Source organism: uncultured Arthrobacter sp. (assembly GCF_947495145.1).
Taxonomy (GTDB): Bacteria; Actinomycetota; Actinomycetes; order Actinomycetales; family Micrococcaceae; genus Arthrobacter_D.
Genome location: NZ_CANLXP010000001.1, coordinates 40,607 through 58,137 on the forward strand (window position 1 = coordinate 40,607; position 17,531 = coordinate 58,137).

Genomic DNA, 17,531 nt, shown 5'->3' on the forward strand with positions numbered 1-17,531 from the left:
GACAGGTGTTGCCATTAGGCTTAACCAGTGACCGAAACAACCGTGACCTCCGCGCCCCTCCCAGCAGTACCCGACCATGGGCTGGACAAATGGCGGGAGTTGACAATTTCGCAGCAGCCCAGCTGGCAGGATGCCGCGGTGCACCGGACTTCGCTCGAGGAACTTTCCACACTGCCGCCGCTCGTCTTCGCAGGAGAGGTTGATGTGCTGCGGGAGCGGTTGGCGGCCGCTGCACAGGGCAAGGCGTTCCTGCTGCAGGGAGGCGACTGTGCGGAAACGTTCGACGGTGCCACCGCTGACAGAATCAGCGCCCGCGTCAAAACCATCCTCCAGATGGCTGTGGTACTCACCTACGGCGCTTCGCTGCCGGTGATTAAGATGGGGCGTATGGCGGGCCAGTTCGCGAAGCCGCGTTCATCGAACGATGAAACCCGCGAGGGAGTGACGCTTCCCGCTTACCGCGGCGACATGGTGAACGGATACGAGTTCACCCCGGAGAGCCGCGGACACGACGCCTCCCGGATGGTACGCGCCTACCACACCTCGGCGTCGACGCTCAATCTCATCCGCGCTTTCACCCAGGGCGGTTTCGCAGACCTGCGCCTTGTCCATCATTGGAACAAGGGTTTCACAGCCAATCCGGCGCACTCGCGCTACGAATCGCTCGCGCGGGAGATCGATCGCGCGGTGCGTTTCATGGAAGCCTGCGGTGCTGATTTCGACGCGCTGACCCGTGTCGAATTCTTTGCCAGCCACGAGGCGCTGCTGCTGGAATACGAGCGGGCGCTGACCCGTACGGATTCCCGCACCGGGCTGCCCTATGACACCTCCGCGCACTTCCTCTGGATCGGGGAGCGCACCCGCGACATCGACGGTGCGCACATCGATTTCCTGTCAAGGGTGCGCAACCCGATCGGCGTGAAGCTCGGCCCGTGTACCTCGCCGGATGATGCCCTGGCGCTCATTGACAAGCTGGATCCCGACCGGGAGCCAGGCCGCCTGACGTTCATCACCCGCATGGGCGCGAAGAACATCCGCGAGAAACTGCCAAATCTCGTGTCAAAGGTCACAGATTCCGGTGCGCAGGTTCTCTGGGTCACTGATCCAATGCACGGCAATACCGTCACCTCGCCTAACGGGTACAAGACCCGCAACTTCGACGACGTCATGGATGAAGTGCGCGGATTCTTCGAGGTGCACAACGAGCTTGGTACCTTCCCCGGCGGGCTCCACGTCGAGATGACCGGTGACGACGTCGCCGAGTGTCTCGGGGGAGCAGACCCCATCGACCAGGAAGCCTTCCTGGACCGTTATGAGTCGGTCTGCGACCCGCGCCTGAACCACATGCAGTCCCTCGAGATGGCCTTCCTCGTGGCGGGTGCACTTTCCCGGCGCTGAAAATGGGTCCGCGCGTCGGGTCGACAGACGCGCGGACCGATTTGCCGCTTTGTGCCCGGTCGCTGGTCAGGTCACGGTGATGGTAACCGTTGAACCTTCGGGATGTTCTCCCGTGAGGTCCTGTCCAGCCACGAGACCGAGCACCGCGCGGCCGAACGCATAGTTCACTTCAACCACGAACCCGGCCTCTTCCAGTGTCGCAATGGCGTCTGCCTCGCGGTCGGAGAATACGTCGGGTACGGGAAGAATTCGGGGTCCCGCGGACAGCGTCAACGTCACTGTCGCGCCGGGGCGCAGCTGTCCATCTGCCGGAATCTGCGAGAGGACCGACCCCGCCGGAACGCCGACGTCGTTGACGGGCTCAGGTGCCATGGCGACCGTTAGGCCGGCATCTCCCAGTACCCTCGCAGCTTCGTCCTCCGGCAGGCCAACGACCGTAGGGACTGTAACAGGTTCAGGGCCCTGGGAAACCACCAGGCCGATCGCCGTACCGGTCGGAACTTGTTCTCCCGGTGCCGGCGCTGTGGCAATGACCTCACCATCGGCGACGGTACCGCTGAACTGGCGCGTGACTTCTCCGACCTCGAACCCGGCTGCCACGAGAGTTGCCGCTGCTGTTGCCTCCGCCAGACCGCCTACCTCGGGCACAGCAAAGAGCTCGGGTCCCAGCGACACGAGAAGCTCAATCTCTTCCCACGGCCGAACCGTTGCGGAGGCTTGCGGCTCGCTGGCGATCACAAGTCCCTCGGCGATGGAATCCGAATACACCTGTTCTGCGCTCGAGGACAATCCTGCCTGTGTAAGAAGGGCCTGCGCGGCGCTGACTGATCGGCTTGAGACATCCGGAACTGCCACCAGCGCGCCCGGTCCCACACCGAAGAACCAGCCGGCCACTGCGGCCAGCACGGCAAGCAACGCCAACAGAAGGATGAACAGGGCACTTCGGCGCCGGCCATTACCCGGCCGCAACGTTTTCTCCGGGCGCTGCGCCGCCTTCGCCTGCTCCTTCCGGTACGCCTTAAAATCCCTGGCCGCGAGCTTTTCGCGGGCGGCAGCGTCCAGTTGACGCTCCGGCACCGATCCCGCCACAGGGGTGGAACCCAGGACAGTAGTGTCGTTTGAACCGTTCCCGAACACCGTGGTGGGGAACTCTTGACCTCCGATGATCTCCGTGGAAGTCGGCTGGGATCCCACCGCCGTCGTGGCCGGGGAAGCTGTGCCGATGATTTCGGTGCGGCCGCCGTCGTCGCTAATCGACTCTGTGGCAGTATCGTTACGCGCCGCCGGGATGTGCTGTCGGTCGCTGCCGAAGTCGAGTTCCTCGTCGCTCAGGGTTGTGCGGACGTGGCGCAGCTCGCCAAGGAGCGCGTTACCGTCAATGGGACGCTTCTCGGGATCGACGGCGGTGCACCAGAGCACCAGTTCGTCGAGGTCTTCGGCCAGCCCGGGCACGAGGCTGGAGGGCGCCGGCACCCTCGAGTTCACGTGCTGGAACGCAACCTGAATGGGGGCTTCACCTGTATATGGCTGTACCCCTGTAAGGAGTTCGAACAGCATGATGCCGGCAGAGTAGATATCACTGCGCGCGTCCGCGGCATCGTTCGTCACCAGTTCCGGAGGGAGGTAGGCCGCCGTACCCACGAGCGTTCCGGTGCTGGTGGCTGCGGATACGGCGCGGGCAAGGCCGAAATCGGCAATCTTGATCCCACCGCGTTCGGCGAGCAGCACATTTTCCGGCTTGACGTCCCGGTGGATGAGCCCGGCGTCATGCGCAGCGCCAAGCCCCTCAATCACCGGATCCAGCATGGCGAGCGCCTGCCGCGGCGTCAGGCGACCGCGTTCCCTCAGGAGATCCCGAAGGGTTTTGCCGGGCACATACTCCATGACCAGATAGGCGACACTGTGCCCGGGACCATCCTCCACTCCCTGGTCCAGCACTCCGACAACATGCGGATGCGAAAGCCTGGCCGCGGACTTGGCCTCACGCTCGAACCGCTCAAGGAAACGCTGGTCCTCGGCAAGGTGCGGGTAAAGCACTTTGAGCGCCACGGAACGTTCCAGGCGCTGGTCGGTAGCAAGGTAGACGGTCGACATTCCACCTCGCGCCAGCCTCGATCGAACGTGATAACGTCCGTCGACGATGGTGTCCACCAGTGAGTCCTTCGGCCGCTCCCGCACCCTTCGATAGTAAGTGAAACAGCGGCCGGCGCCCGTACCAACACAGGTCGGTGGGGCATCGGCCGCTGTTCGGGCGTGCGAGGGGAAGGCTTCCTAGCGGAAGCTCTTCTGGTGCGCCTTGATCGCCGCGACGTAGTTCTTGGTGTCGGCAAACATGCCATGCGTCTTCACGGAGTACTGGCCCTGATAGTAGGAGGCGATCGCCGTGTCCAGGTTGGGGCTGCTACGAATGAGTGCCTTGATGATCGCCACGCCGGCGGTGGCGTTGTCATGGGGATCGAGCAGATTCAGCTTTCGTCCGACAAGGTCGGAGGCCCATTCGCCGGACATCGGAATGACCTGCATGGCGCCGATCGCATTCGCCGGGGAGACCGCGCGCTGATTGAATCCCGATTCCTGGTAGGAGAAGGCCAGGGCCAGGCTCGGATCCACTCCCATACTGCGTGCTGTGTCAGCGACAATCGCCTGCATCTGTGCCTGCGAGGGCGCCGGCAATCCGTTCAGAGTGTGCTTGTTCTTGTTGGCTTCAGCCACCACGGCATCCGGGTAGGTGTAGTGGAGGAAGGTCGACGGGACGAGATCAGCCGGCTTCTGTTCCGGCGTGGCCTTCGATGCACCGGGGAGGGTGAGCTTCTTGCCGGGATAGATGATCGTGGTGGCACTGAGATTGTTGGCCGAGAGCAGTGCACTCAGGCTGATGCCATGCTTTGCCGCGATGGCGCCCAGGGTATCGCCGGCCTTGATGGTGTAGGTGCCGCCGCTCGACGAGGCGGGCTTCGGTGCGGCGGGCTGCGGCGCTGCAGGCTTCGGGCTTGTCTGGACGGCTACGCTCGAGCCGCCGGCCAGCTTGATCTTCTGGCCCGGGTGGATGATGGAGGTCATCGACAGACCGTTTGCCTTCAGCACCGAGGAAAGGCTGACGCCGTGTCGTGCGGCAATCGCTCCGAGGGTGTCGCCTGACTTCACCGTATAGGTTTCCGACGACTCTTTGGCGGGGGCGTCCTGCTTGGCCGGTGCCGGCGCTTCCGCTGAACCGGCGAGCTTGATCTTCTTTCCCGGGTGGATGATCGAGTTGACTGTCAGCCCGTTGGCTTTGAGGACGGCGTGCATGTCCAGCCCGTGGCGGGCGGCGATTCCGCTGATCGTGTCTCCTGCGCGAACAACATACGTCGTGGGTGCGTTCTGCATGGGAGCCATCCGCGGTACCTGGGTTGCCACGAGGGCAGCGGGGATGACGGCGGAGACGGAACCGGCAGTAGCCGGGATCGTCTTCAACGGCTGGTAGGCGATGTTGCTGGACGCCGGGACCGCAGCCGCCGGTGCCGCGAGGGCAACAGAGGAAAGGACGACGGCGGGGATGGCAGCGGAGGTAACCGCGATACCTATTCCGCGGTTCTTGAAAGGCGTAGTGCAGGCGGCTGGCACGTTCAGCGGCGATGAAGGGCGCTGGGCGGTCATGGTCTGTCCTCATCTATGTTGGCGGGCTGGCCCGCGTGGCAGGGCAAGGAGCGCCAGCCGATGCCGCCGTAATTCCCCGAACCCCATGGTGCAGTTGATACACAAGTTGTTAGTGTTGCTTGTGTGACTTATGAGAATCTACACCATGAGTCGTCTACCACAACAGCCGGAAAAGGCTCAGTATTTGCGCAGGTTTGGTGTGTCGCGTGTCAAGTGCACCAGGTCGGCCTCCAGGTGGAGCCGGGCACTCAGGCATGGCACGCTTAAGGCGTGAATACACTGGAGAACCTTGTGGGCGACTGGCTCGCCCTGCCCGACGTCGCGGAAGCGCTCGATCTGTCCATCACGAAGGTACACAGCCTCATCAATGAGCGGTCCCTGGTGTCGGTGCGTGTCACTGACCGGAAAATCCGGTCGGTACCGGCCGAGTTCATATCGGAAGGGCACGTGCTTGAGAGCCTCAAGGGCACGGTTGTTGTCCTGGGCGACTCCGGATTCTCGGATGAGGAAATCATCCGTTGGCTTTTCACAGAGGACGAGTCACTGCCTGGCCGGCCCATTGACGCCCTGAAGGCGGGACGCAAGACCGAGATCCGTCGTCGTGCGCAGGCTATGGCCTGGTAGCCCTGCTCTCAGGACACCCGCGTGATCGCTGCATCAGCCAGCGAGGAGAGAGCGTCCCTGCACAGTTGGTCCAGCGGGAGTGCTTCCAGCGCTGCATAACTTGATCGGGCACGTTCCGAAATCAGCGCTTCGACCTCTTCCCGGGCCCCCGACGCATCGATGATGCTTTGAAGGTGCAGGACATCGTCCTGGCTTAGGCCGTCGCGGCCAAGGCCGGCATTGAGCTGCCTGTTCTGCTCTGCGCTGCCCGACTGCAGTGCCAGGGCAATCAGCACCGTTCGCTTTCCCTCCCGCAGGTCATCTCCTGCGGGCTTGCCGGTAAGCGCGGGATCGCCGTAGACCCCCAGAAGGTCATCCCTCAGTTGGAAAGCCTCTCCCAACGGAAGCGCAAAGGCCGAATACCCCGCAAGCAGCAACGGCGACGCCCCAGCGAGAGCACCACCGATGCACAGCGGGTGCTCGGTGGAGTACTTGGCGGACTTGAACCGTACGATGCTCAGCGCGCGCTGCGCCGCAACACCTGGCTCCCGATCCGGTCCCACCGCTTCCTCCAGCAGGTCGAGATACTGTCCGGCCATGACTTCCGTGCGCATCCTGTTGAAGATCGCGCGCGCACGAGCGGTCCTGTCCGGTGCTCCGGAAACGGAAGCGAATGCTTCTTCGCTCAGCGACAGGCACAGGTCTCCGGCAAGAATGGCAGCGCCTGTTCCGAAGTGTCCCGCATCCAGGTGCCACGCCCCGTCGTCGTGACGCTTCTCGAATTGTTTGTGCACGCTCGGCGCACCACGCCTCAGATGGGAGCGGTCGATAATGTCGTCATGGACCAGGGCGGCTGCCTGGAACAGCTCCAGTGACATGCCCGCAGTGACGACGCCGGCGTCATCGGCTGCGCCGCCGGCACCCCGCCAGCCCCAGTAGCAGAGCAGCGGACGCATCTTCTTGCCTCCGGCCGCCAGGCGTTGTATCGCGTCGATGAGGATTGTGCTGTCCGTCGAGACGGATTCGAGGATGGTGCGCTGGGCGGAGAAAAAGCTGGAAGTCGCTGCATCCAGGGACTTCCGGAACCGGTCCTGCTCGTCCTGTGCGGGGGTCGAGGGAGCAGCAATACCGTCAGTCATAGGGCAAGTCTAGGCGCTCATGGCGCCGCCCGGCCGGGCCGGCAAGGTGTGCAGCCATCCGGCTGAAGGTACACCGCACTAGGATGGACACTATGTCCGACCGTTCCGACCTCGCGGGAATCGAGGACGCGGATTGCACCATCCTCCACGTGGACATGGACGCGTTTTATGTTTCGGTGGAGCTGCTCTCACGCCCTGAGCTCAGGGGCAAGGCCGTGATCGCCGGCTCGCCGTCGGGCCGGTCGGTTGTGCTGTCCGCTTCCTACGAGGCGCGGCGGTTCGGAGTCCGCTCAGCAATGCCCATGGCCACCGCCATGCGGCTCTGTCCGCACGCCGTTATCCTCGAACCGCATCATCACCTCTATGCAGAGGTGTCGGCGTCCGTCATGAAGATTTTCGGCACCATCACGCCGATGGTTGAGCAGTTGAGCGTCGACGAGGCTTTTCTCGACGTTGCCGGATCAATCCGCCGGCTGGGCCAGCCCAGGGCGATCGGCGAGCTGATCCGAACAACGATCCATCGGGAACTCGGCATCACAGCCAGCGTGGGTATTGCCTCAACCAAGTTCGTCGCGAAAATTGCTTCCACGCGGGCCAAACCTGACGGGTTGCTTCTGATTCCGGCGGCAAGAACCGTCGAATACCTGCACACACTTCCCGTGTCGGCGTTGTGGGGAGTCGGCGCCAAGACGCAGGAGGTTCTCGCGCGCCTGGGAATTCGAACGGTCGAGGATGTCGCGAACACGCCGGTCCCGGTACTGCAGCGGACTCTCGGCGCCACCGGTGTACACGTCCACCAGCTCGCCTGGGGGAAGGACGCCCGTCCGGTTACCGTGAGCAGGCAGGAGAAGAGCATTGGTGCGGAGGAGACTTTCGCGTCCGACGTCGACGACGATGACGTCCTTCATGCCGAGCTGCTTCGCCTCGCGCATCGCACAGCTTCCCGACTCCGTTCGGCGCAGCTGCGGACCGGCGGACTGTCATTGAAGCTCCGTTATGCGGATTTCACTACGCTGAGCCGGTCGCGGCGTCTTCCCGAGCCGACTGACAGCTCGCATGCGTTATATATGGCAGCGTGCCAGCTTCTGGAATCGGTCGGCGCCCGCCCGCTCAGCGTGCGGCTCATCGGGATCCGTGCAGAGCGGCTCGAAGACGGAGCCGGCAGCTCCCATCAGCTGACTATTGATCGGCAGGACGACAACTGGCGGCTCGCCGAGCAGGCCCTCGACAGGGTGAGCGGCAAATTCGGAGCTTCCATGGTCATGCCGGCCCGGCTGCTCAGGCCCCGGACGGAGACCAGAGACGGTCACCCGTCGAGCGGGCCGTCGACGCCGTGAAATCGCCGCTGCGCACAGCCTCTCAGCCCATGACTGCGGCTTTCCCTTCGCGTGAATGCAAACTATCCTTATTACTAGGGAGCAACCAGGTGTTGACCCACTCAGATCAGCATGCTGCAGCTATCTGCAGCGGCGGCAGCCGGGAACCAGTTCCCGGCTGAACTCGTTGTTGGCTTTGAGGGATTCGGTATTAGTAGCAAGGAGGCAGTGATGGCACTCTCGGAGCACGAGCAGCGGCTGCTTGACCAGTTGGAACAACAGCTTCATGCCGACGATCCCAAGTTTGCGCACTCCATGGCGTCAAGTACCAGCCGGTCGATGTCCACGCGTCGAATCGTGCTTGGATCACTGGTGACCATCGCCGGCCTGGCGGTCCTGCTCCTTGGCATCTGGAATCAGTTCATTCCGGTGGGAGTGGCGGGATTCCTCATCATGGGCGCCGGGGTGTACTACGCCACCACCAGATCAAAGCTGGACGGAGCGGTGCCTGGTTCCGGCAAAGCAGCCAAGGCCTCCAGCTCTCCCCGGGGCAGTTTCCTCAGCAGTCTCGAAGAAAAGTGGGACGAGCGTAAACGGGATCAACCGTAGCTCCCCACTTCCTCCACTTTCCCCCACAGGGCCCGCCGAAAGGCAGGCCCTGTGGCGTTTAATCCTCCTGCGACAGCGTTCCGCGCTGTTTCCATCCGCTTTCCCCGTAAGTTCGTCCATTTCCCTCCACCGGCCCGCACCCCTCGATTCCTTACTGTTGCGCGGGTCGAAAGAGCGAAGAAGCGGCGAAACACCCGGAGCTGCATTGACGGGGGAGGATTGTGGAGTAAAGTGGAGGCTATAAGAGCGTAGTGGTGGCGCTTGGCTCTCCCGGACTGACAGGCGGTGGCGGATGTTCCTCGGAACACACTCGCCGCGGCTGGACGAGAAGGGGCGGTTGATCCTTCCGGCGAAGTTTCGCGATGAACTGAGCGACGGTCTGGTTCTGACCAGGGGGCAGGAGCGCTGCATCTACGTTTTTAGCCAGCAGGAATTCGGACGGGTTCATGAGCAATTGCGTGATGCGCCAATCTCATCGCGTCAATCTCGGGACTACATCCGGGTCTTCCTGTCCGGTGCTTCGGATGAGGTCCCGGACAAGCAAGGCAGGGTGACCATCCCACCGATGCTGCGTAGTTACGCGGGGCTTGATCGCGAGCTGGCAGTTATCGGTGCAGGAAACCGCGCCGAAATCTGGGACGCAACCGCATGGAGCACCTACCTCGAGGAGAAGGAAACCGCCTTCTCCGAAACCGACGAAGATGCGCTGCCGGGAATTCTCTGACAGTCGCTGCCAGTCACGCAGGATCAACAGCATTAGAAGAATTACGAAGTTGCAAGCGGGTCTTGGATGAGACCTCCAGCCGCCCAGCTTTCGACTTCCTGGCTCACCTTCCCCGGAGCCAGGCAGGCGGAAGCCAGGAGCGGATGGGGATCTGATCGAAGAACCAACGCAATGATTCCACTCGGGTGAGCAGCCTGAACGAGCGAGCAGGAAGGAGCGGGCGTATGGGGGAGGAGCGTCCCACTCAGGAACGACACATTCCCGTACTGCTGGGCCGCTGCATCAACCTCCTCGCTCCCGCCATCGAGGCTGCCGGTGACGGCGCCGTCGTCGTCGATGCAACTCTCGGTATGGGAGGCCACTCCGAGGCGCTGCTTCAGCGGTTCGAGGGGCTTCATCTTGTGGGAATAGACCGCGACCTGCAGGCCCTGCGGCTGGCAGGAGAGCGGCTGGCGCCGTATCAGAACCGCACTGACCTCGTGCATGCGGTGTACGACGAAATCCCTTCGGTGCTCGAGGACCTCGGCATCGGGCAGGTACACGGAATTCTGTTCGACCTCGGCGTTTCCTCTCTTCAACTGGACGAGCGGGAGCGCGGGTTCGCCTACTCCTATGACGCACCCCTCGACATGAGGATGGACACGAGCGCAGGGCAGAGCGCTGCAGACGTCGTGAACACCTACTCCGAAGACGACCTGCGGCGGATCATCCGCACCTGGGGCGAGGAGAAGTTCGCGGGGCGGATTGCGTCAGCCATCGTCTCGGCGCGTCAAACCAAACTCTTCGCCTCAACCGGTGAATTGGTCGATGTGATCCGGTCGGTTGTTCCCGCCGGAGCCGCGAGGACCGGCGGACACCCGGCCAAGCGCACTTTCCAGGCCCTGCGCATCGAGGTCAACGAAGAGCTTTCGGTACTCACCCGCGCAATCCCGGCAGCACTTGGATCGGTCGGCGTGCGGGGACGGGTGGTGGTGATGTCTTACCACTCACTCGAGGACAAGATCGTGAAAGCCGCGTTCACGGCGGGGACCCGCTCGTCTGCTCCCGTCGGATTCCCGGTGGAGCTCGAAGAACACAAGCCCTGGCTCAAAACCTTGACCAGGGGCACCGAAGCCCCCACCGACGAGGAAATCGCCGAGAACCCGCGCGCCGCATCCGCGAAGCTCAGGGCAGTCGAACGCATCAAATCCAGCACGACAGAATCCAGCACGACAGACAGGAACGCATGATGAGCCAAACAGTGCAGCAGAGGCCGTCTGCGCATCGCAGAGCTCACGCAACGGTCGGCGCAGTTGCCGGAAATACCGCCAGAGCCCTCGAACATCCGGTCATTTCGCGTCCTGACGCACAACCTGAACGCGAACGACGCCGGACCCCGCTCTCGGTGGTTCCCGCAGCACCCACGCGTGGCCGGGTACCGTTCGCCGTATTTTCGATGGCCGCGCTGATCGCCGCACTGGTGGTAGTCCTCATGCTCAACATCTCCGTCTCGAGCAGCCAGTACAAGCTGGTGTCGCTGCGTGGCGAGGAAGTAGCCCTTGCGGAGCAGAACCAGGCATTGACGCAGCAGCTGGAGAGTCTCAAGGCTCCCCAGAACCTCGCTGTGGCGGCGCACGAACTCGACATGGTCGCGTCCCCGACTTTCGGAACCATTGATGTAAATTCGTTGGCAGTCACCGGAAGCCCGGAGCCAGCCAAGGAGTCCGATGCACCGCCTGTTCTTGTACCGGCACCAGCAGTGAACGTGCCCAGTGAAGCTGTTGCGCCTGTGGCGCCCAGCGAGGCAGAAGCGTCCAGCGAAGCTGAAGCGTCCAGCGAAGCTGCTGCGCCGGCTGAAGCCGCGCCGGCAGAAGCTCCTGCGGAGGCTGAAGCCGCGCCGGCTGAAGCTCCTGCGGAGGCTGAAGCTCCCGCGGAGGCGCCGGCCAATGGCGGAACCATCCCGGCACCCGCCCAGGCCGCGCCCGGACAGTAAGAGATAAGCAGTACACAACCAGCGAGGAACCACGGTGGCACCAGCCGACAACCCCCAGCATGAAACACGACGGGTCGCGCTCGGAGCCGCGAGGCTTCGGGTCGGGCTCGCGTTCGTCCTGATTCTGCTGCTGGTTCTGGGAGTCCGCCTGTTTCAGGTTCAGGGCCTGGACCTCGGCGGAATGGCGCAGGCAGGGCTGAACAAGCGGCTGGTCACCCAGCAGGTGCCCGCGCTGCGCGGCAGCATCCTTGACGACGAAGGCAATGAACTTGCGCACACCGTGCAGCGCTTCGACATCGTGGTGGATCAGAGGCTCAGCGGCGGGGAGACCTTCGACCGGTACAACCCGGAGACAGATGAGCGTGTCGAGGACATCCCGTTGGAGCAGGGCTTCGAGGAGCTTTCCGCGATCCTCGGACAGGATGTCGCGACGCTCAAGGCTTCGGTCCTCGGTGACGCCTCATTCGCTTTTGTTGCGCGCTCCGTGACTCCCGATGTGCGGAACCGGGTGCTCGCTGTCGGGATGCCGGGGGTTTACGCCGATCCCACAACGCTGCGCACCTACCCCTCGGGAGCAGTCGCGGGATCCATTCTCGGCTTCATGAGCGGCGACCGACGCGCCCTGAGCGGCATCGAACTAACGCAGGATGAGCAGCTGACCGGAACGCCGGGCAGCCGCACCTTTGAAATCGGCGGCGACGGCATCCGCATACCGTACGCGACCAATGAGGACGTGCCCGCCCAGGACGGTCAATCGGTACGGTTGACTATCGATCAGGACCTTCAGTACTTCGCGCAGCAGACTATCGCCGCGCAGGTCGAAGACTACAACGCCGAGTGGGGCAACATAGTGGTCGTGGAAGCGAAGACGGGGGCCATCAAGGCGATGGCCGAGTCAACCACACCTGACCCGAATGATTACGCGGCTACCGACCCTACATTCTGGAAGCCCCTTTCGGTGACTGCTTCGTTCGAGCCGGGCTCCACCACCAAGCTGATTACCATGGCCGCAGCGCTTGAGGAGGGGATCATTAAACCGACCAGCAGGTTTGAAACCCCGCCTACCTACACCGTCGATGGCCAGACCTTCAAGGATGCATTCGAGCACGGAACCGAGAAGCGGACGGCGGCGGGTATCTTCGCCAAGTCAATGAACACCGGCACGGTCATGATCGGTGAACAACTGAGCAATCAGCAGCGTTATGACTGGCTGCGCAAGTTCGGAATCGGCGAGCCGCTGAACGTGGGACTCAATGGCGAGACTGCGGGCATCCTGCCCACCCCGGACTCCTGGGACGAGCGCCAGCAGTACACCGTGCTTTTCGGACAGGGCCTGGCCCAGACCGCGCTGCATACGGCCATGGTTTACCAGGCTGTGGCCAATGACGGCGTCCGGCTGCAGCCCCGGCTCATCGACGCCTATATCGACGCCGACGGCACTGAGCACGAGGTTCCCCAGGCGGAGGGCACAAGGGTGGTTTCCGAGGAAACCGCAGATGAGCTCCACACCATGCTGGAGACAGTCACGGTGGAAGGATCCGGTGCATCCGGAGCGCTTGAGGAGTACCGGGTAGGTTCCAAGACCGGCACCGCTGAAGCGCCCAGTCCGCAGGGCGGTTACGACGGCTACACGCTTTCCTATGCCGGCATGGCGCCGATGGAGGATCCGCAGTACATCGTTGTGGTGACCCTGCAGCGGCCCCAGGGAGACCTGTACTATCTGGTTCCGGGGGAGTCCTTCCAGAAGGTCATGAAGTACGTTCTCAACTCGAACAGCGTCCCGCCCTCGACCGGTAAGCCCGAAACTTACCCGGTCGTGTACTGATCCGCGTTAGCAGGCCCAACGTGTCCACAAATGAACATTCAGCTGTCGGCGCCCGCATGCGGCCGGCCTTCGTCCTTCCACGGACAATGAGCCAGGTGCTCGCCGCGCTGGGTTCCGATCTGCCCCCCGTGCAGCAGGTGGACCTGGGGAACGACGGCGGCAGCCAGGCAGCGATCACGGGCGTCACCATCGATTCACGGCAGGTCCGCACCGGGGACCTGTACATCGCTGTCCCGGGTACGGGCCGTCATGGAGCCGACTTCACCGGCCAGGCTGTGACTCGCGGAGCGGCGGCCGTGCTCACTGACGAATCGGGCCTCAAAGCCGCGACGACGGCGCTGGACGGCTCTGACGTCCCGCTCTTCCTCGCAACTCCGGTGCGGGATTATGTGGGGCCGCTCGCCGCCGTCGTTTTCAACAGCCAGCCCGCTGCTGATCGTCCGGTCCTCTATGGCGTGACCGGCACCAACGGAAAGACGACAACCACCTACTTCCTCAATGCACTGGAATCCGCGCTGGGGAAGAGCACCGGTTTGATCGGAACAATCGAGATTCGGGCCGGCGAGACGGCCATTCCGTCCACGCTGACCACGCCGGAATCTCCGCAGGTGCACGGCATCCTCGCTCTCATGCGGGAGCACGGCATCGATGCGGCCGCGATGGAGGTCTCCTCACACGCAATCGAGTACCGCCGTGTCGACGGAGTCCGTTTCGACGTTGCGGGCTTCACCAACCTGACCCAGGATCATCTGGACCTCCACGGGAGTATGGAGGAATACTTTGCTGCCAAGGCCGCGCTCTTCCGGCCGGAACGTACCTCCCGCGCGGTGCTCATGGTGGATGATGAGTGGGGCCGCCGAATGGCCGATGAAGCCGGGGTGGAAACCATCACGGTGTCGGCATCGGGCCTGGCTGGGGCGCACTGGCGCGTCTCGCAGGTCGAGCGGACCGGTCTTGGGCACACCTTCACGCTTACAGGTCCGGAGCACGAACAGTTGCGCCTCCGTTGCGGCCTCCCGGGCACCTTCAATGTGGCCAACGCCGCCCTGGCCGCTGTCATGGTTCTCGCTTCGGGTATAACTGCGGCCGACCTGCAGCGGGCGGCCGACGAGCACGACCCTTTCACCACCCAGGTGCCCGGACGCATGCAGTTGATCGGCGAGAGCCCGGCGGCGATCGTGGACTTCGCACACAACCCGGACGCGCTGGCCCTGACACTCGATTCGGTTCGGGTGCCGGGCACCGACTCCCGGGTGCTTGTCGTCTTCGGTGCCACCGGCCAGCGGGACGTCTCCAAACGCCCGATCATGGGCGCCACGGCCGCACGTCGGGCCGACGTCGTGATCGTTACCGATGACGACCCCCATGATGAGGACGAGGCGGGTATCCGGGCGAGCGTGCTTGAGGGTGCCCGCGCGGCACGCGAAGCTGAAAATCTGGAGTGCGAGATCATGGAGGTATTTCCGCGTGCAAAGGCGATCGATCGTGCAGTGTCCCTTGCCCGCAGGGGCGATGTGGTGCTGGTCGCGGGGCGGGGGCACGAAGTGTGGCAGGAGGTCAAGGGTGTGAATCTGCCCCTCGATGACCGGGTTGAGCTGGCCGCCGCGTTGACACGCCATGGATTCTCTGTGCTTTCCGGCAACAGGATAGAGTCCTAGATCGTCATGATTGAATTCAGCGCAGCCGACATCGCGGCAGTTACGGGCGGAACGCTTTCGGAGTCGGCCCGGCAGGCTTCGTCGCTGGTCGTCCATTCGGCCACCACCGATTCCCGCGAGAGCCGCCCGGGCGGGCTCTTCATCGCCAAGCCGGGAGAGTCCACCGACGGCCATCACTTCCTTGGCAGCGCCTTTGCCAACGGCGCGGTTCTCGCCCTGGTTGAACGGATTGTCACCGACGACGGCGGAAGAGACTTTCCTGCGGTGGTGGTATCTGACGTTGTGGAAGCTATGGGCAAGCTTGCCGGTGAGGTGGTACGCCGCCTCCGCGCCCATTCACCGCTCACGGTCATCGGCATTACCGGTTCTGCCGGCAAGACCACGACGAAGGACGTACTGGCGCAAGTGTTGCGGCAAGAAGGTCCTACTGTCGCTCCAATCGGCTCATACAACGGCGAGATCGGCGTTCCCCTCACTGTTTTCTCAGCCGAGTACGGCACCCGTTATCTGATCATCGAGATGGGAGCCACCGGCGTCGGGCATATCGAATACCTTGCGTCGATGGTGAAGCCCGACATCGGAATTGTTCTCTGTGTGGGCTCCGCGCATGCCGGGGAGTTCGGCGGCGTGGAGATGATCGCGAAGGCCAAGGGAGAACTGCCGCGGTCCCTGGAGGATGGGGGTGTCGCCATTCTCAACGGTGACGATGCGCGAGTGACGGCTATGGCCGACCACACCAGGGCGCGGGTGACCTTCTTCACTGAGGACTCGACCTTCCACCGCGCCGGCAGCGCCGCCGTCCGGGCCGAGGACGTGGCGCTCTCCGTCGAGGGCAACCCCTGTTTCTCGCTGGTCCTTTCCGACGGCGGCCGTCATGAGGTCCGGCCGCTGCTGATCGGGCGGCATCACGTTGCCAACCTTCTTGCGGCGGCCTCGGCTGCCCATGCGCTCGGGATTCCCGGGGAGCGGATCGCTTCCGGGCTCTGCAGTGCCCGCGCGGTCAGCCGGTGGCGCATGGAGCGCACTGACAGGCAGGACGGGGTGACGGTCATCAACGACGCTTACAACGCCAATCCCGAGTCGATGCGCGCAGCGCTTGCAACGCTCGCCGAGCTCGGCCGCGGCCGCCGCACCTGGGCTGTGCTGGGCGAGATGCTTGAGCTGGGCGAGGACTCCATCGCTGCCCATGACGCGCTGGGAAGAGTTGCTGTCCGGCTCAACATCTCAAAACTGCTCGTCGTCGGAGACGGCGCCAAGGCGCTTCACACCGGCGCCGTACTGGAAGGATCCTGGGGCGACGAAGCGATCTTCGTGAAGGACGTCGCCGAGGCCGAGGGGATCCTTGAACGTGAACTGCAGCCGGGAGATCTCGTCCTGGTGAAGTCCTCCAACGGCGCCGGGCTCCGGCATCTGGGTGATCGGTTAGCATTAGCGTCAGACAAGTCCACGGCGGTGCCCGTAGCTGATCCTGGGTCACAGGCTGATTCGTTTGGACCCGGTCCGAAAAACCAAGGGGGCCCCTCGCTGTGATTTCGCTGCTGATTGCCTCAGCTTCCGCCCTCCTCCTCGCCCTGGTCGGAACCCCGCTGTTCATCAGGCTCCTGGTACGCAAGAGTTACGGCCAGTTCATCCGTGATGACGGACCCACAGCACATCACACCAAACGCGGAACACCCACCATGGGCGGCGCCGTCATTGTCGGCTCGGTCGTCCTGGCTTACTTCGCCACGCACGTGATCATGATGGCCGCGGGAGCGTCGGACGGACCGACGGTCTCCGGTCTCCTTCTGCTCTTGGTCACCGTCGGCATGGGCGTGGTGGGATTCTTCGACGATTACATCAAGATATCCAAGCAGCGCAGCCTCGGCCTCAGCGCACCGGCGAAGATCATCGGGCAGACGGTGGTGGGTATCCTGTTCGCCGTCCTTGCCCTGAACTTCCCCGACGAAAACGGCCGTACCCCTGCATCGACCGCCATTTCGTTTGTCCGGGACACCGCATTCGACCTGGCATTCGCCGGATCGATTCTCGGCGCCATCCTCTTCGTGCTGTGGTCCAATCTGATAATCACGGCTGCCACCAACGGCGTGAACCTCGCCGACGGCCTCGACGGTTTGGCCACCGGGGCTTCCGTCTTCGTCTTTGGTGCCTACATGCTCATGGGCATCTGGCAGTTCAACCAGCGGTGCGCGTCACCCGACGTGCCGACCAATATCTGCTACGAGGTTCGCGATCCGCTGGATCTCGCGCTGATTGCCGGGGCCATGTGTGGTGCGCTGGTGGGGTTCCTCTGGTGGAACACCTCGCCGGCCAAGATCTTCATGGGCGACACCGGCTCGCTCGCGATCGGCGGAGCAATCGCCGGCTTCGCGATCCTGTCCCGTACGCAGCTCCTTCTCGTCATCATGGCGGGCCTGTTCGTCATGATCACGCTTTCCGTGATCATCCAGGTGGGCTTCTTCAAACTGTCGGGCGGCAAACGAGTCTTCAAAATGGCCCCGCTGCAGCACCACTTCGAACTGAAGGGCTGGCAGGAGGTCACGGTGGTCGTGCGCTTCTGGATCCTCGCCGGCCTGTTCGTGGCCGTCGCGCTCGGGATCTTCTACGCTGAATGGGTTGTACTTCTGTGAGCAATGCCGGTGACCAGAGCC

Annotated in this window: 14 protein-coding genes; 11 read left to right on the forward strand and 3 right to left on the reverse strand. The window is 63.4% G+C overall.

The annotated features are described in order from the left end of the window. Positions 1 to 27: 27 nt before the first annotated feature. Positions 28 to 1,398 (forward strand): class II 3-deoxy-7-phosphoheptulonate synthase, encoded by a 1,371-nt coding sequence (locus Q0877_RS00200; RefSeq protein WP_299164966.1) that lies wholly within the window; start codon positions 28 to 30, stop codon positions 1,396 to 1,398. 66 nt (positions 1,399 to 1,464) lie between these two features. On the opposite strand, the gene pknB is transcribed toward Q0877_RS00200, so the two are convergent. Together pknB and Q0877_RS00210 are read right to left on the reverse strand one after the other, a co-directional pair. Further along, positions 1,465 to 3,576: a Stk1 family PASTA domain-containing Ser/Thr kinase gene (gene pknB / locus Q0877_RS00205; RefSeq protein ID WP_299164968.1), complete on the reverse strand. Its 2,112-nt coding sequence runs from the start codon at positions 3,574 to 3,576 to the stop codon at positions 1,465 to 1,467. A gap of 93 nt (positions 3,577 to 3,669) precedes the next feature. Next, positions 3,670 to 5,034: a LysM peptidoglycan-binding domain-containing protein gene (locus tag Q0877_RS00210; protein ID WP_299164969.1), complete on the reverse strand. Its 1,365-nt coding sequence runs from the start codon at positions 5,032 to 5,034 to the stop codon at positions 3,670 to 3,672. A 270-nt stretch (positions 5,035 to 5,304) separates the two neighbouring features. Here Q0877_RS00210 and Q0877_RS00215 point away from each other — a divergent pair, with 270 nt between their 5' ends. Then, positions 5,305 to 5,658: an Rv2175c family DNA-binding protein gene (locus tag Q0877_RS00215; protein ID WP_299164970.1), complete on the forward strand. Its 354-nt coding sequence runs from the start codon at positions 5,305 to 5,307 to the stop codon at positions 5,656 to 5,658. Positions 5,659 to 5,666: 8 nt separating this feature from the next. Here the strand turns inward: Q0877_RS00215 and Q0877_RS00220 are convergent, their stop codons facing one another. Then, on the reverse strand, positions 5,667 to 6,776 hold the full coding sequence (locus tag Q0877_RS00220; RefSeq protein ID WP_299164971.1) for a polyprenyl synthetase family protein: 1,110 nt from the start codon (positions 6,774 to 6,776) through the stop codon (positions 5,667 to 5,669). Between the two features lie 92 nt (positions 6,777 to 6,868). Here Q0877_RS00220 and dinB point away from each other — a divergent pair, with 92 nt between their 5' ends. The 9 genes from dinB to mraY all read left to right on the forward strand — a co-directional run bounded on the left by dinB (position 6,869) and on the right by mraY (position 17,510). Continuing rightward, entirely contained in the window at positions 6,869 to 8,113 is a 1,245-nt protein-coding gene (gene dinB / locus Q0877_RS00225) for a DNA polymerase IV (protein ID WP_299164972.1), read from the forward strand. A 210-nt stretch (positions 8,114 to 8,323) separates the two neighbouring features. Beyond that, complete coding sequence (locus tag Q0877_RS00230) at positions 8,324 to 8,701, forward strand: DUF3040 domain-containing protein (RefSeq protein WP_299165246.1); 378 nt, start codon at positions 8,324 to 8,326, stop codon at positions 8,699 to 8,701. Between the two features lie 292 nt (positions 8,702 to 8,993). Then, positions 8,994 to 9,425 (forward strand): division/cell wall cluster transcriptional repressor MraZ, encoded by a 432-nt coding sequence (gene mraZ / locus Q0877_RS00235; RefSeq protein ID WP_299164973.1) that lies wholly within the window; start codon positions 8,994 to 8,996, stop codon positions 9,423 to 9,425. 224 nt (positions 9,426 to 9,649) lie between these two features. Beyond that, positions 9,650 to 10,654 (forward strand): 16S rRNA (cytosine(1402)-N(4))-methyltransferase RsmH, encoded by a 1,005-nt coding sequence (gene rsmH / locus Q0877_RS00240; RefSeq protein ID WP_299164974.1) that lies wholly within the window; start codon positions 9,650 to 9,652, stop codon positions 10,652 to 10,654. Then, positions 10,651 to 11,397 carry a hypothetical protein gene (locus Q0877_RS00245; protein WP_299164975.1) on the forward strand — a complete coding sequence of 249 codons (747 nt, stop codon included), beginning with the start codon at positions 10,651 to 10,653 and terminating at the stop codon, positions 11,395 to 11,397. Before rsmH ends, Q0877_RS00245 begins: the two co-directional genes overlap by 4 nt. A gap of 34 nt (positions 11,398 to 11,431) precedes the next feature. After that, on the forward strand, positions 11,432 to 13,222 hold the full coding sequence (locus Q0877_RS00250; protein ID WP_299164976.1) for a penicillin-binding protein 2: 1,791 nt from the start codon (positions 11,432 to 11,434) through the stop codon (positions 13,220 to 13,222). Between the two features lie 56 nt (positions 13,223 to 13,278). Continuing rightward, positions 13,279 to 14,880: a UDP-N-acetylmuramoyl-L-alanyl-D-glutamate--2,6-diaminopimelate ligase gene (locus tag Q0877_RS00255; RefSeq protein ID WP_299165247.1), complete on the forward strand. Its 1,602-nt coding sequence runs from the start codon at positions 13,279 to 13,281 to the stop codon at positions 14,878 to 14,880. A 6-nt stretch (positions 14,881 to 14,886) separates the two neighbouring features. Further along, positions 14,887 to 16,410 carry a UDP-N-acetylmuramoyl-tripeptide--D-alanyl-D-alanine ligase gene (gene murF / locus Q0877_RS00260; protein WP_299164978.1) on the forward strand — a complete coding sequence of 508 codons (1,524 nt, stop codon included), beginning with the start codon at positions 14,887 to 14,889 and terminating at the stop codon, positions 16,408 to 16,410. Continuing rightward, a complete protein-coding gene (gene mraY, locus Q0877_RS00265) occupies positions 16,407 to 17,510 on the forward strand; it encodes a phospho-N-acetylmuramoyl-pentapeptide-transferase (RefSeq protein ID WP_299164980.1) in 1,104 nt (367 codons plus the stop codon). Before murF ends, mraY begins: the two co-directional genes overlap by 4 nt. Positions 17,511 to 17,531 lie beyond the last annotated feature (21 nt).

Excerpts from the sequence above, each read along its gene's own strand:
- dinB (WP_299164972.1), top strand. The coding sequence starts at position 6,869 with ATGTCCGACCGTTCCGACCTCGCGGGAATCGAGGACGCGGATTGCACC.
- Q0877_RS00230 (WP_299165246.1), top strand. The coding sequence starts at position 8,324 with ATGGCACTCTCGGAGCACGAGCAGCGGCTGCTTGACCAGTTGGAACAA.
- murF (WP_299164978.1), top strand. The coding sequence starts at position 14,887 with ATGATTGAATTCAGCGCAGCCGACATCGCGGCAGTTACGGGCGGAACG.
- mraZ (WP_299164973.1), top strand. The coding sequence starts at position 8,994 with ATGTTCCTCGGAACACACTCGCCGCGGCTGGACGAGAAGGGGCGGTTG.
- Q0877_RS00255 (WP_299165247.1), top strand. The coding sequence starts at position 13,279 with ATGCGGCCGGCCTTCGTCCTTCCACGGACAATGAGCCAGGTGCTCGCC.
- Q0877_RS00220 (WP_299164971.1), bottom strand. The coding sequence starts at position 6,776 with ATGACTGACGGTATTGCTGCTCCCTCGACCCCCGCACAGGACGAGCAG.
- Q0877_RS00210 (WP_299164969.1), bottom strand. The coding sequence starts at position 5,034 with ATGACCGCCCAGCGCCCTTCATCGCCGCTGAACGTGCCAGCCGCCTGC.
- rsmH (WP_299164974.1), top strand. The coding sequence starts at position 9,650 with ATGGGGGAGGAGCGTCCCACTCAGGAACGACACATTCCCGTACTGCTG.
- Q0877_RS00245 (WP_299164975.1), top strand. The coding sequence starts at position 10,651 with ATGATGAGCCAAACAGTGCAGCAGAGGCCGTCTGCGCATCGCAGAGCT.